General features: G+C 36.6%; 14 protein-coding genes. 9 read left to right on the forward strand and 5 right to left on the reverse strand.

The genetic code is table 11. The features are described 5' to 3' along the window. Positions 1–73: 73 nt before the first annotated feature. The gene (locus BM201_RS03205; protein WP_092539934.1) at positions 74–706 is read left to right on the forward strand and encodes a DUF4097 family beta strand repeat-containing protein; all 633 of its coding nucleotides are present in this window, start codon (positions 74–76) and stop codon (positions 704–706) included. A 37-nt stretch (positions 707–743) separates the two neighbouring features. Then, positions 744–1,352: a lipoprotein signal peptidase gene (locus BM201_RS03210; protein WP_092539935.1), complete on the forward strand. Its 609-nt coding sequence runs from the start codon at positions 744–746 to the stop codon at positions 1,350–1,352. Positions 1,353–1,628: 276 nt separating this feature from the next. Here the strand turns inward: BM201_RS03210 and BM201_RS03215 are convergent, their stop codons facing one another. Genes BM201_RS03215 through BM201_RS03230 form a run of 4 tightly spaced genes read right to left on the reverse strand, consistent with a single transcriptional unit; the run spans position 1,629 to position 4,488 of the window. Next, entirely contained in the window at positions 1,629–2,192 is a 564-nt protein-coding gene (locus tag BM201_RS03215; protein WP_092539936.1) for a 5-formyltetrahydrofolate cyclo-ligase, read from the reverse strand. Further along, on the reverse strand, positions 2,185–3,171 hold the full coding sequence (locus BM201_RS03220; protein ID WP_092539937.1) for a succinylglutamate desuccinylase/aspartoacylase family protein: 987 nt from the start codon (positions 3,169–3,171) through the stop codon (positions 2,185–2,187). The genes BM201_RS03215 and BM201_RS03220 overlap by 8 nt, the downstream gene beginning before the upstream one ends. 8 nt (positions 3,172–3,179) lie before the next feature. Next, positions 3,180–4,052 (reverse strand): 30S ribosomal protein S6--L-glutamate ligase, encoded by an 873-nt coding sequence (rimK, locus tag BM201_RS03225; RefSeq protein ID WP_092539938.1) that lies wholly within the window; start codon positions 4,050–4,052, stop codon positions 3,180–3,182. After that, the gene (locus BM201_RS03230; RefSeq protein WP_092539939.1) at positions 4,042–4,488 is read right to left on the reverse strand and encodes an ATP-dependent zinc protease family protein; all 447 of its coding nucleotides are present in this window, start codon (positions 4,486–4,488) and stop codon (positions 4,042–4,044) included. Before BM201_RS03230 ends, rimK begins: the two co-directional genes overlap by 11 nt. Positions 4,489–4,675: 187 nt before the next feature. Here BM201_RS03230 and uvrC point away from each other — a divergent pair, with 187 nt between their 5' ends. From uvrC to BM201_RS03245, 3 genes are read left to right on the forward strand one after another with little or no spacing between them, the layout of a single operon-like run. Further along, the gene (uvrC, locus tag BM201_RS03235; protein WP_092539940.1) at positions 4,676–6,478 is read left to right on the forward strand and encodes an excinuclease ABC subunit UvrC; all 1,803 of its coding nucleotides are present in this window, start codon (positions 4,676–4,678) and stop codon (positions 6,476–6,478) included. Next, a complete protein-coding gene (locus tag BM201_RS03240) occupies positions 6,479–8,698 on the forward strand; it encodes a patatin-like phospholipase family protein (RefSeq protein ID WP_092539941.1) in 2,220 nt (739 codons plus the stop codon). Continuing rightward, the gene (locus BM201_RS03245; RefSeq protein WP_092539942.1) at positions 8,698–9,090 is read left to right on the forward strand and encodes a ribosomal maturation YjgA family protein; all 393 of its coding nucleotides are present in this window, start codon (positions 8,698–8,700) and stop codon (positions 9,088–9,090) included. The genes BM201_RS03240 and BM201_RS03245 overlap by 1 nt, the downstream gene beginning before the upstream one ends. Here BM201_RS03245 and BM201_RS03250 read toward each other — a convergent pair. Next, positions 9,070–10,080 (reverse strand): LLM class flavin-dependent oxidoreductase, encoded by a 1,011-nt coding sequence (locus BM201_RS03250; protein ID WP_092539943.1) that lies wholly within the window; start codon positions 10,078–10,080, stop codon positions 9,070–9,072. The two genes, BM201_RS03245 and BM201_RS03250, sit on opposite strands and share 21 nt — an antisense overlap. Positions 10,081–10,281: 201 nt before the next feature. Between BM201_RS03250 and BM201_RS03255 the strand changes: the two genes are divergently transcribed. The 4 genes from BM201_RS03255 (at position 10,282) to BM201_RS03270 (ending at position 14,661) form a co-directional block, all read left to right on the forward strand. Next, positions 10,282–11,451 (forward strand): homogentisate 1,2-dioxygenase, encoded by a 1,170-nt coding sequence (locus BM201_RS03255; protein WP_092539944.1) that lies wholly within the window; start codon positions 10,282–10,284, stop codon positions 11,449–11,451. A gap of 32 nt (positions 11,452–11,483) precedes the next feature. Further along, positions 11,484–12,626: a 4-hydroxyphenylpyruvate dioxygenase gene (gene hppD, locus BM201_RS03260; RefSeq protein ID WP_092539945.1), complete on the forward strand. Its 1,143-nt coding sequence runs from the start codon at positions 11,484–11,486 to the stop codon at positions 12,624–12,626. A gap of 297 nt (positions 12,627–12,923) precedes the next feature. Next, on the forward strand, positions 12,924–13,700 hold the full coding sequence (locus BM201_RS03265) for a DUF3108 domain-containing protein (RefSeq protein ID WP_092539946.1): 777 nt from the start codon (positions 12,924–12,926) through the stop codon (positions 13,698–13,700). A 1-nt stretch (position 13,701) separates the two neighbouring features. Then, a complete protein-coding gene (locus BM201_RS03270) occupies positions 13,702–14,661 on the forward strand; it encodes a tryptophan 2,3-dioxygenase family protein (protein ID WP_092539947.1) in 960 nt (319 codons plus the stop codon). The last annotated feature ends 7 nt before the right edge of the window (positions 14,662–14,668 follow it).

The raw sequence follows: 14,668 nt of genomic DNA on the forward strand, positions 1-14,668 counted from the left end.
AGAGTTTAAATGCTCTTATAATTGAAAAATTAACGCTCCCGTTTTAAGGAGCGTTTTTTGTTGTATAGATTATATGAAAGTAGTTAATCGATATTTGATATTTTTATGCTGTTTTTTTACAGGTACGCTTTTTATGCTTGCTCAAAAAGACACGCAAAATATCTTAACTTCAGATTTTACTGAAGTGATTATCGATGCAGATGAGGTTTTTAAGATTAATGTAATTAGCGAGAAGCGCGACAATTTACAATACAAAACTCATTCTGAAGGAGAGTATTTTAATGAAATTAGGTTAAAAAGCAGCCTTAAAAATGGCAGACTTTTAATCGAAACTCAGTATCCAGAGCAGTTAGTAGGAGGTTTTGATAAACTAAGTGCTCATAAAGTTTTTTCACTCGAATTAGACCTTTATCTTCCCGAAGATAAAATATTGATCATTAGTTCTAATTCGGCTTCTTTGGTCGTTTCAGGGAACTTCGAGAGTTTTTCGGCTAATTTGCAACGTGGATATTGTAATTTAAAAGCTTTTGAAGGAAATGCAAGTATAAATACTTATAAAGGTGATATTAATGCTGAAGTTGCTTCCGGAGAAGTCACTGCGAATAGTAGGCATGGTGAAGTTTTGGTCGATAAAGATCTCTACGGAATGCATCAAATTAAACTAACTTCAATTAATGGTGACATAAGCGTGCGAAAAACTAAATAATATTAGTATTTTTGGTGCGTTTTTAACAAAAAAAGAAATGTCTTTAAAGAAAGCAGGCTTAATTATATTTATAGTTCTTTTAATCGATCAGATTTCTAAAATTTACATCAAAACACATTTTAAACTTGGTGGCGAGGTTGAAGTTTTTGACTGGTTTAGAATCCTTTTTGTTGAAAACGAAGGTATGGCCTGGGGAACCAAAATCCCGGGACAATACGGTAAACTGGCACTTACACTTTTTAGATTGGTAGCCATCTTTGGTATTGGTTACTGGCTGGTAGATTCGGTTAAGAAAAATGGAAGCCGAATTTTGATCACTTCGATCGCGTTAATTTTTGCCGGTGCTTTTGGAAATATTATCGATTCTGTTTTCTACGGAATTACTTTTAGTGACAGTTATAATAAAATAGCCACTTTCTTACCTGAAGGTGGAGGCTACGGAACACTTTTCCATGGGAAAGTAGTAGATATGCTTTACTTCCCGTTATATGAAGGTTATCTGCCAGACTGGATTCCGTTTTGGGGTGGCAAATTCTTTACCTTTTTCGAACCTGTATTCAATATCGCCGACTCTTCAATAAGTGTTGGTGTTGTTTTACTACTATTATTTAATAAAAGAGCTTTTCCTAAGGAGGAGAAGGAGTAGTTGTTTAGTAGTGAAGAGTTTACAGAGGTTTTATTTAATAGCCGCCTTTAGTTGTAAGATTTGAGCTCTAAAAAAGGATTTCTAGAGTTAAAATTTAGAGTACAAATTATCGAATCTTGGGTTCGCTTTTAGTAAATCTGATTTCAATTTACTTCTCGATACAATTTTTATTCCGCTATCGCTTCATTAAAATCACTCGAAGTGACAATTGGGAAAGTTTACGCATATGGCTTTTATCCCTCAAAATTCAGCATAGAAACGCCTATATTATAAACTCTAAAATCTATAAACTTGTTTTGGGGTGACGCAATAATCAAGCGGAATGTCACTGGCGTAAACATCTTCAAAAGCCTCTTCAGCTTCAAAAAATGAGAGTCCTATTTTAATAATATCGGGTTTGCAGGAGCTCAAAAATTTGTCGTAATAGCCTTTTCCGTAACCAATTCGATGACCATTTTTATCAAAAGCAAGTAAAGGCACAAAAACCACGTCTATTTTTTCTGAAGGAATTTCGATGCCATCTACAGGCTCTGGAATATTCCACCTGTTTTTTTTGATCTTGGTGGTTTCGGTAAGTAAATAATTGATCAGGTTATTGTGTTCGATATCAGTTCTGGGAATTACCACATTTTTATCTTTTCCCTGAAGAATGTGCAAAATAAATTCGGTATCCACCTCTTTTTGTTCAGCAATACTTAAGAACAGGTGATAAAATTTGCCTTCCCAAACATCTAATTTCAGCAGATTATTGGCGATCTCTAAACTGGATTCTTCAATAACTTCCGAAGAAAGATCGATACGTAAAGCTTTATATTTTTTACGCAGTTCAGTTTTATTCATCGGTCACTTTTGAAGCGGTTGAAATATGAAAAATAGCATCACCCTGATACACGATCGGAGCTTCGTTCACATTAATAATATAACCTTGGTTTCTGGACTTTATCTTATGTCTGAATTTTCCATAAGGATCGGTAATTGTTCCAATATATTCACCTTTTTCAACAAACTTTCCGCAGGGAACTTTAAGATGTAATAGTCCGCTGTACTTTGCACGCATCCAGGTAGTATTCTCGATAAGAATGGGTTCAGCATGCGCATCGGGAAGTTCAAATCTAGACTTCAACATATCCAGGTGATCCAAGATTCTCATAGTACCTTCAACTCCCTGTTTTGCGATTTCCTTGTTGCTATCCTGAGATTTTCCACCTTCAAAAAGTAGAATAGGAATCCCCATTTTAGAACAGGTTTCACGATAGGATTTTGTGATTGTCGTAGAAACGATCGTAAATGGTGCTTTAAAGATATTAGCTAGCTCAATACTGTGTTTATCGCCTTTTTTAACGCGAATCTGTGCTACATTAAAACGACTTGCACCGCCGGTATGAAAATCCAGGCAAAAATCGGCAATCGGTAAAATTTCCTGTACAAACTGAAAAGCAAATCTACCCGCAAGCGATCCGTTTTTTGTTCCCGGAAACATACGATTTAGGTCGCGTCCATCGGGAAATTCGCGAGCCATATTTAAAAAGCCAAAAACGTTCACCACCGGAATACAGATGGTGGTACCGCATTTTGGTTTATTAATTTCTTTACTTATTATTTGTCTTACGATTTCTACACCGTTAAGCTCGTCACCATGAATACCGGCAGTAATTAAAACCACAGGTCCCGGATTTTTGGAACGCTCTATAATCACAGGAACTTCTACCGATGTGGTCGTGTAGAGTTTCGCCATGTTAAGATTAATGGTGGCGCTTTTACCGGGTAGGATCTTTTTTCCCAGAATTTCCAGGACGTTATCTTTGGTGATTTGAGGCATAGATTAAATTAGGCGTGTTTTTCGATATATCGAATAATGGTTTTGGCGATATCTTTTCCGGTAGCTTTTTCGATACCTTCTAAGCCTGGTGAAGAATTTACTTCTAGTATTAAAGGACCGCGAGAACTTTGTAACATATCTACACCGGCAACACCAAGTCCCATTGCTTTTGTAGCTTTTACTGCTGCAATTTCTTCTTCGTCGCTAAGCTCGATAGATTCTGCACTACCACCACGATGCAGGTTAGAACGGAATTCCCCATCTTTTCCCTGTCGTTTCATGGCGCCAACTACATGGCCATCTACCACAAAAGCTCTGATATCTGCACCTTTTGCTTCTTTGATAAACTCCTGCACGATCACACGAGCCTGTAAACCGTTAAAAGCTTCAATAACAGATTCGGCTGCATTTTTGGTTTCAGCAAGAACAACACCAACACCTTGTGTTCCTTCTAGCAATTTAATCACCAACGGTGGCCCGCCAACCTGGCTAATTACGCCAGATACATCTCTGGAATAGTTGGTAAATACCGTTTTTGGTAGTCCGATTTTTGCGCGAGAAAGTACTTGTAGACTTCTTAATTTATCACGACTTCTCACTAAAGCTTCACTATCTGTAGTTGTAAAAGCACCCATCATTTCGAACTGGCGCACTACGGCAGTACCATAAAAAGTAACCGACGAACCAATTCTTGGGATAATAGCATCTACATCTTTTATATATTTTCCCTTAAAATAAATATTAGGGTTTCTCCTTTCAATCACAATATCACACTTTAAAGGATCTACAACCTCTACGGTGTGTTTGCGTTTCATGGCCGCTTCAACAAGTCGTTTTGTTGAGTAAAGTTGCGAATTTCTGGAAAGGATTTTAATGTTCATTTGTTTGGTGTTGATTATTAAATGATAGATCGATTAATTGCGGATCGACGATAAATTTATTGCTTAAGAATTTACGTCCTAAGAGAACGGGAAAACGCATTTCCTGGCGTGAGGACAAAGAAAGCGAAATTTTATAGATTTTATTAAAAAGCTTGATCTTAGATTCGATCTGGTAGCGCTTCTGTATCATGCCATTGCTACTGCGAACGTAAATAATATCATAGTCTTTAAAAATGAATTCTTTACCATTATACTGGTCGTGCTCTTCGTCTAGAAATTTACAGTATAACACATCATCTTTTTCAACAATTTCGTCGCAATGAATTGAAGATGTATAAGCGCCGGTATCGATTTTTACAGATATACCTTCCAGGTTAAGCACAGGGAAATCTGCTTTATCAAATCGACCGATTATGGTTTTTTTGCTCTCGCTCATATGCTCAAGATAGCCAAAATAAATGTTTTACGGTTTTTAGGAATTATAAAATACCTTTAAAACTGCGAATTTCAGTAATACGATCGAGATTCAGAAATAAAATTTCAGAGAAAAATTGGTGTAAAAATTGCGCCAAATTTTATCGATTTTCTTCAAAATAGCCTAAAGATATTTTAAATTTGAAGTGATGGAAATACCTTCTTTGGATGTACAGTTAAAGACTTTGCCCGATAGTCCCGGCGTTTATCAATATTTCGATAAAAATGGGAAGATCCTTTATGTAGGTAAAGCTAAAAACCTTAAAAAACGGGTAACTTCTTATTTTACAAAGCGCCACGATAGCCATCGTATTGGTGTGATGGTAAAGAAGATTCACGAAATACGGCATATCGTTGTTTCTTCGGAAACTGATGCCCTATTATTAGAGAATAACCTTATCAAGAAACTTCAGCCTCGTTTTAATGTAATGCTGAAGGATGATAAAACCTATCCCTGGATCTGTATTAAAAATGAGCGTTTTCCAAGAGTTTTTCCTACCCGAAGATTAGTAAAGGATGGGAGTGAATATTATGGCCCGTTTACCAGTTTTAAAACGGTAAACACTTTGCTCGATCTAATTAAAGGATTGTATAAACTGCGAACCTGTAATTATGATCTTGCAGAAGATAAAATTCGGGAAAACAAATTTAAGGTTTGCCTGGAATATCATTTGGGGAATTGCATGGGTCCTTGTGAAGGTTACCAGGGCGAAGCCGAGTATAACCGAAACATTGACCATATTCGACAGATCGTAAAAGGAAATTTTAAAGATTCGCTTAGCCAGTTTAGAGAGCAAATGCAGGAACACGCTGTAAATATGGAGTTTGAAGATGCACAGCGAATAAAAAATAAGATCGAAGTTTTAGAAAATTACCAATCGCGATCTACGGTTGTGAATCCTAAGATTAATAACGTAGATGTGTTTTCTGTAATTAGTGATGAGGGTTATGGCTATGTGAACTTTCTTCAGTTAATGCATGGTTCGATTATTAGGTCGCATACCATCGAAATGAAGAAGAAATTAGATGAAACCGATGAAGAATTATTAGAGCTTGGTATAACTGAAATTAGGCAAAGATTCAATTCAAAATCACCTGAAATTTACGTTCCTTTTAAAGTAGATGCCGGTGATGAAGTAAAAGTTACCGTTCCTAAGCTTGGTGATAAACGTAAGATCGTAGAGTTATCTGAGCGTAATGCCAAATATTACCGCCAGGAGCGATTTAAGCAAATGAAGATCGTAGATCCAGATCGTCATGTAAACCGTGTGATGGCCCAAATGAAAGAAGATTTGCGCTTAAGTGTAGAGCCACGCCATATCGAATGTTTTGATAACTCGAATATCCAGGGAACAAATCCGGTGGCTGCCTGCGTTGTTTTTAAAAATGGAAAACCAAGTAAAAAAGATTATCGTAAATTTAATATCAAAACTGTTGAAGGCCCTAACGATTTTGCTTCGATGGAAGAAGTGGTGTATCGACGGTATAAGCGTCTTTTAAATGAAGGTGAAGAATTACCGCAGCTTATTATTGTAGATGGAGGTAAAGGACAGTTAGGTAGTGGCGTAAAAGCCTTGGAAACTTTAGGCTTGCGAGGTAAGATTGCGATTGTAGGTATTGCTAAACGTCTTGAAGAACTGTTTTATCCAGGAGATCCAATCCCATTGTATTTGGATAAAAGATCGGAAACCTTAAAGATCATTCAGCAGTTAAGAGATGAAGCGCATAGATTTGGAATCACTTTTCACCGAAATAAACGTAGTAAATCTGCGTTAAATACGGAGCTGGAGTCTATTAAAGGAATTGGCGAAAAAACGGTGGTGGAGTTACTAAAAAGTTTTAGATCATTAAAACGAATAAAGGAAGCTTCAGAAAAATCGCTGGCAGATGTTGTGGGAAGTGCTAAAGCTAAAATTGTTTACGATTATTATCACTCAGAATCTTCAGATTAAATGAAAAAAATCTTTTGCATCCTATTCTTCTGTAGTTCACTTTTTAGTTTTTCTCAGGAAGAAAAATTAAAGGTAGGATTAGTGCTGAGTGGAGGAGGAGCAAAAGGTTTAGCGCATATTGGTGCTATTAAAGCGATCGAAGAAGCCGGCGTGCATATCGATTATATTGCGGGCACCAGCATGGGAGCTATTGTTGGAGGATTGTACGCTTCAGGTTATACTGCGACCGAATTAGATTCGATCGTGAATCATACCAATTTCAATATTCTTATTCAGGACGAAATTCCACGAAAATCAATGACATTTTATGAAAAGGAAAATACCGAGCGGTATGCGCTTACGCTTCCTTTCGATCATTTTAAAGTAGGATTTCCTTCGGGATTAAGTAAAGGACAAAATATTTATAATTTCATGTCTGGTTTAACCGTGCATCTGGAAGATGAAACCGATTTTACGCAATTACCCATCCCGTTTTTTTGCGTGGCGGCAGATGTAGAAACCGGCGAAGAAATTATTTTAGATAAAGGTTCGCTGGCAAAATCTGTTGCAGCTAGTGGTGCGATTCCGTCTTTGTTTTCTCCTGTAAAAATAGATGGCAGGTTGCTTATCGATGGCGGAGTAGTAAATAATTACCCGGTAGAAGAACTTCGCCGTCGCGGAGCCGATGTGGTTATTGGTGTGGATGTGCAGGATTCGTTGCTTAATCGTAAAGATCTAAAAGGAGTTTTCGATATTTTCACACAGGTAAGTAACTTCAGGACCATTAATGATATGAAGCATAAGATTCCGCTTACCGATATTTACATTCGCCCTGATATTGGTCGTTTTTCGATCATGTCTTTTGAAGAAGGCTCGGCGATCATCGATTCTGGAAAAGTGGCCGGAAACGAGCGAATTATAGCATTAAAGGAGCTGGCCTCGAAACAACAAACACATCCAAAACCATATAAGCGAAAACTTATTGATACGCTTAATTTAAGTAGAGTAGAACTTGCAGGCAATACCAATTATCCGCGTTCATTTATCATGGGGCGGCTTAGATTGCAAACACCAGGTAAATTTAGTTTGTCGCAGATTAACGAAGGGATCGATTTTTTATCGGCTACAGGAAACTTCGATAAGATCAATTATTTTCTAACTCAGGATAATGAAGATTCGTATACGCTAAATCTTAATATGGACGAGAGCGAAAATAAAACTTTCTTGAAGCTGGCCTTGCATTACGATGAGTTGTATCGTAGTGCAGCACTGGTAAATTTAACCCGAAAAAGTTCGATTTTTACCAACGATGTTACATCTTTAGATCTAATTGTAGGAGAAAATGTTCGGTATAACTTTCAGTATTATATCGATAAAGGATATTATTGGAGTATTGGCGTAAAATCCAGATTCAATTCTTTTGATACGCCGGTAGATTATGTGCTGGTAGAAGATGAAATTAACGGAAGCGATTTTAATATTAATCGAATAGATATCGATTTTAAGGATTTTACCAATCAATTTTATGTAGAAACCTTATTTAAGCAGGTGGCTTCTCTGGGAATGGGTGCCGAGCATAAGTATCTAAAAATTTCTTCGGAAACTATAAATAGCGGTGAGGAAGGTCTTGATGTTCCCGGAACCGAATTCGAGAATAACCATTATTACAGCGCTTTTGGATATTTAAAATATGATTCTTTCGACAATAAATATTATCCCAAACGCGGATTTTATTTTCATGGAGATTTTCATATTTATCCCTTTTCTTCAATCGACGATTTTACTGAATTCTCTATCGCAAAAGGAAAGATTGGATATGTTTTTACGCCAATTAGAAATCTTAGTTTCAGGCTTTTTTCTGAAACCGGTTTTAAAATTGGCCCAAGCGACCAGCGAACGCTCGATTTTCTTTTAGGTGGCTACGGAAATAACCTTATTAATAACATGGTTCCTTTTTACGGGTACGATTTTATTAGTCTTGGCGGGGATAGTTATATAAAAGGACTTGTTGAAGCAGATGTAGAAATTTTTAAAAATAACCATATTACTTTAAGTGGTAATATCGCAAATGTAGAGAACGATCTTTATTCTTCGGGAAACTGGTTGTCGCTGCCAGATTATACGGGTTATGCTTTGGGTTACGGGATGGAAACTTTTCTTGGTCCCATGGAAGTAAAATATTCGTATTCACCAGAAATCAGGGAAAGTCAGTGGTTTTTTAGTTTAGGTTTTTGGTTTTAATGCGTTTTTCTATAAAATACTTTCTAGTTGCTTTTGTACTTTTTATAACCGAATTTTTAATCGCCAGATTTATCAATGGCGGTTTTATAAGGAATGTTCTTGGGGATTATCTGGTTGTTTTTTTGATCTATTATTTCCTGCTCAGCTTTTACAAGTGGCAAAAAATTAAACTTGCCGTTTTCGTTTTACTTGTAGCATATCTTATTGAGATTTTACAGTATGTACAAATTTTAAAGATTCTTGGAATCCCAAAATCGACATTTACAGATATGATTTTAGGATCTTCTTTCGATTGGCTGGATATGCTGGCCTATACTTTAGCGTTTTTAAGTCTTGTTTTTATGCAAAGAATCTTGCAGAAAAAAGATGCTTCAGGAAAGGCTGTTCATTGAAAAAGCTTCAGCAACCAACTCAAAACTTCGCAAGCGCAATTCTTTATTAAAACTCATCGTAGAGATAATTACTTCATCTACATCAAAATCCTTCGCTAAATTGACGATTTTCTCCTTTACACGATCTGGAGTTCCAGAGATAATTCGACCGGCATTATAATGCAGACGCTGCTTTTCGAAAGAGGTGAACCGGTGATTTCGAATATCCTCGAAAGCTGGGAGATTTTGGTAATTTCCTTTATCGAATTGCAATAAAATATAGTCGATATACTTTCGCATTTGGTTGGCTTCATCTTCGGTTTCACCACACATTACGAAAGAAGAAATTAGCGCTTTGGGTTCTGGGCGATCTTCCGTAGGCGTAAAATGTTTTTGGTAACTTTCTACTACATTAGGAGAAACACTTCCGTTTATAAATTTGGCCACAGCAAGATTTAAACCTAAGTTGGCCGCGATTTTTGCGCTCCCACCGCTACTGCTTAAAATCCATTGCTGCGGTATTGTTTTTACCTGCGGAATCGCATAAATAGGAGAAGCATTAACCTGCGCGTTATCCTTAAAAAAGTGATCTAAATGCTGCAGTTGCTTAATATAATCTTCCTCCTGAAATGTATTCGAAGGATTTAAAAGGCTGGCACTAATACCATCGCCACCGGGTGCGCGACCAATTCCCAAATCGATCCTTCCCGGGTAAAGCGCTTCTAACATTCTAAAATTTTCAGCAACTTTAAAAGCACTATGATTGGGCAGCATAATTCCGCCACTTCCTAGCCGAATTTGTGAAGTTTCAGCCCCTAATCTTGCCATTAAAACTTCTGGAGTAGAGCCGGCAATAAAGGTAGAATTGTGATGTTCAGAAATCCAAAATCGATGATACCCTAAGTTTTCAGCAAGAATAGCAGTTTCGATCGTCTCCTGAACTGCTGAAATAGCAGAGGAATCTGTGCGAACAACAGATTGATCTAAGATTCCAAGTTTAATATCACTCATGCAATGGTTTTAATAAGTTATTCGGAATTGGAGCTTAATGCTTACAAACTAATTTAAGCTATTGGTGTTTAGTTTTACATTTCATTTAAGAAAGAATACATTTATTTTCTATAAATTTATTATTAGTTAATTTTATATGGTTTTTATTGATAATTTTATAATTTTAGCTATTAGGAAAGCAGTTTAATTAAATGTTTAATTATGCCTTTTTATCATAAGTTAGGTGAGATTCCACATAAAAGACACACGATCTTCAAAAAACCAGACGGAAACCTTTATTACGAACAGGTTTTTGGTACTATTGGTTTTGATGGAATGTCTTCGATATCTTACCATGAACAGCGACCTACGCAGGTTAAGGAAGTAAAAAAAAGTTATAGCGTAAAACCTGTAATTTCAAAAGAAAATAATTTAAAATCTTATCGTCTAAAGGGATTTCAGGTAAAGCCAGAACAGGATTATTTAGAAAGTAGAAAAGTTATTCTTACTAACAGTGATGTCGATATTATTCTGGCAGCGCCACAAAAATCTACCGATAATTATTTTTATAAGAATGCCGATAGTGATGAGCTTTTGTTTATTCATAAAGGAAGCGGGAAATTAAGAACGCATTTAGGGAATCTGGATTTTAAATACGGTGATTATTTGCTAATCCCGCGTGGTACGATCTATAAAATTGATTTTGAAACTGAGGAAAACCGACTATTTATTGTTGAGTCCAAGCGCCCAATTTATACGCCTAAAAGGTATAGAAACTGGTTTGGGCAATTATTGGAACATTCGCCATTTTGTGAACGCGATCTAAGGCAGCCTTACGAGTTAGAAACCAATAATGAAAAAGGCGATTTTTTAATCAAGATCAAAAAGCAGGGCGATATTTTTGATACGGTTTACGGCACACATCCATTCGATGTGGTGGGTTACGATGGTTATAACTATCCTTATGCGTTTTCAATTCACGATTTTGAACCTATTACAGGTAGAATTCACCAACCGCCACCGGTGCATCAAACTTTTGAAACCGATGCGTTTGTAGTTTGCAGTTTTTGTCCGCGTAAATACGACTATCACCCAGAAAGTATTCCGGCGCCATACAGCCATAGTAATATCGATAGCGATGAGGTGCTTTATTATGTAGATGGCGATTTTATGAGCCGAAATGATATTGAAGCGGGACATATTTCGCTGCACCCGGCTGGAATTCCGCATGGGCCGCACCCGGGAGCAGTAGAACGAAGTATTGGTAAAACCGAAACTGAAGAATTAGCAGTAATGGTAGATACGTTTAAACCTCTGCAACTTACCGAAGATGCGATGGCCATTGCAGATAAAACTTATTATAGATCTTGGTTAGAAGACGAGGATAAATAAAAAACATTCAAAAACTAACGAATATTAAGATTATGTCTAAAGATAATTCATCCTTACAATTAGAAAAAGTAATTCCTGAAGCAGAAGACTTTCTTCCCATCTTGGGGACAGACTTTGTAGAGCTTTATGTAGGGAATGCAAAGCAGGCAGCATATTATTATCAGCATGCCTGGGGATTTCAGCCGGTTGCGTATTCGGGATTGGAAACCGGAAGGAAGGATAGCGTATCCTATGTGTTGCAGCAGGGAAAAATCAGGATCGTACTTACTTCTCCATTAGAACCTTCCGGAGAAATAAATGCGCATATCGATAAACATGGTGACGGGGTAAAATTTGTGGCACTTTGGGTAGATGATGCAAAAAAAAGTTACGAGGAAACTACCAAAAGAGGTGCTGAAAGTTACGTAGAACCTTACGAGCTGGAAGATGAACATGGTAAAGTAGTGATCTCTGGAATTCATACTTATGGTGAAACCGTACATCTTTTTATTGAAAGAGGTGATTATCAAGGAGCTTTTATGCCGGGTTATAGAACTTATGCTCCGCTTGCAAAATCTCCAGAAACCGGGTTGAAGTATATCGACCACATGGTAGGCAATGTGGGTTGGGACGAGATGAATAGATGGTGCGAATTTTATGCAAAAGTGATGGGCTTTGCGCAAATGGTTTCATTTGACGATAAAGACATTTCTACAGATTACACGGCTTTAATGAGTAAGGTGATGAGTAACGGGAATGGACGAATTAAATTTCCGATAAACGAACCTGCTGAAGGAAAAAAGAAATCACAGATCGAAGAATATATTGATTTTTATAATGGTGCCGGGGTGCAACATATCGCTTTAGCTACAGATAATATTATCGAAACGGTAACCGCTTTACGTGATCGTGGGGTAGAATTTTTATATGTTCCAGAAACCTATTATGATGATCTCTTAGATCGAGTTGGTGAGATCGATGAAGATCTAGAACCGCTAAAAGAGTTGGGAGTATTGGTAGATCGTGATGATGAAGGTTATTTGTTACAGATATTTACCAAGCCTGTTTTAGATCGGCCAACCATGTTTTTTGAAATAATTCAAAGAAAAGGAGCGCAATCTTTTGGGAAAGGAAACTTTAAAGCCTTATTTGAAGCAATAGAAAGAGAGCAGGATTTGCGAGGAACGCTAAATTAATTTGAAATTTTTGATTTTTACTAAAACAAAAAGCTTCTTTTTTATCTAAAAATCAATGTTTTAGTTAAAGTTTATTTTTGGCTTTTTTTAATTGGATTAAATGCAGAATTTTGCGCTCGCATTTTTGGAGTGGTTACCAAATTTGTTTTTTCATAATTTAAGTTTTAGTTGGTTAATAAGACAAAAAACCTCGTCATTAATTTGATGGGGTTTTTTGTTTTGATACATTTGGAATAGTAATTGTAAATCTACTTAAAAGATAGTCATTTAGGATGAAACTATTTCAAATTGAAACCAATGGATAAAAGACTTACAATTACATTAATTCTCTTCTTTTTTGCGCTTACTTCGCACGAAGCTCAAACCGCTTTTGATGCGGGAGAGTGGTTTAAATTCAGGATTCATTACGGGCCTTTTAATGCAAGCTATGCGACACTTCAGGTAAGTGAAGAATATTTAAATAGTAAGCCTGTTTATCATGTAGTAGGAAAAGGTAAATCTACCGGGATGCTACATTGGTTCTTTAAAGTGAATGATAATTACGAAACATATATCGATCGTAAATCTGGACATCCTTATAAATTTATACGTCAAATCGATGAAGGTGGGCACACCAAAGATCTAGAGATCGATTTTGATCATAAATCGAATACGGCCTATGTTCATGATAAAAAGCATAATAAGAAAAAGACCTATTCTACAAAGGAAAATATCCATGATATGTTGTCTGCATTTTACTATCTTCGCAGCAATATAAACGAAGAGGCGCTACAACCCGGCCACGAGCTAATCCTTAATCTTTTTATCGATGATGAAAACATGGATTTTAAGGTGAAGTTTTTGGGTAGGGAAGTGATAAAAACCAAATTTGGAAAAGTAAATGCGCTTAAGTTTAGGCCTTATGTGATGGCTGGTAGAGTATTTAAAGAGAAGGAGAGCCTTACCTTTTGGGTAAGTGACGACAAAAATAAAGTTCCTTTAAAAATCGAAGCCGATCTTGCAGTAGGATCACTGGATGCCGATCTTGATGCTTACAAAGGTCTAAAATACCCCTTCAGGATTATCGTAGATTAGCATGGAAATTAAACCCGAAATAGCCGAGAGAATAGAATTGCTGGAAGAGAAATTCAGAAATTCTGGTCAGGATATGGGTTCTTACCTTGATGGTCTTTTATACGACCGTTACTTAACTTATTGGGATTATATAAGTTTGGATACATTGCTGAGTTTGCAAAAACCAGAGACACATTTTCCAGACGAGGAAATTTTTCTAACCTATCACCAGATAACCGAGTTGTATTTTAAACTTATTATCCACGAGCAAAAGCAGGTGATCGAAAATCCTAATCTAACGGCTTCTTATTTTATTGAGAAATTAAATAGGATGATTCGTTATTTTAGAGTGCTTATCAATTCTTTTGATGTGATGATCAAGGGAATGGAGCGTGAGCAGTTCTTGAAATTTCGTATGGCTTTACTGCCTGCAAGCGGATTCCAATCGGCTCAGTTTAGAATGATAGAATTTTATTCGACTCCAATCGAAAATCTAGTAGAGCACAAGATCAGGAAGAATTTCAATTTAGATAATTCTGTAGAAGATTTATTTGATCATATTTACTGGAAAAAGGGTGGTATCGATCTTAAAACCGGTGAGAAAACTTTAACCCTTAAGCAATTCGAAAAAAGGTATACGTCCCGCTTTTTAAGGATTGCAAACGAGGTAAAAGGGAAAACACTTTATGGACGTTATCAAAGCCTGGCCGATTCAGAAAAAAACAATCCAAAATTAATTAGAGCATTACGTACTTTTGATAGTAGTGTAAACGTTAACTGGTTGTTGATGCATATTGGTGCGGCATATAGGCACCTGGATAAAGGAAACAAAACGATAAAAGCAACCGGAGGAACAAACTGGAAAGAGTTTTTACCACCAGGATTTCAGAAAATATCTTTTTTTCCTGAATTGTGGAGTGAAGAAGAGCACGAAGAATGGGGCAAAGAATGGGTAAACCACATGTTTAATACTGAAAAATAAGAATTAG

The sequence above is a fragment of the Zunongwangia mangrovi genome (assembly GCF_900112105.1).
Lineage (GTDB): Bacteria > Bacteroidota > Bacteroidia > Flavobacteriales > Flavobacteriaceae > Zunongwangia > Zunongwangia mangrovi.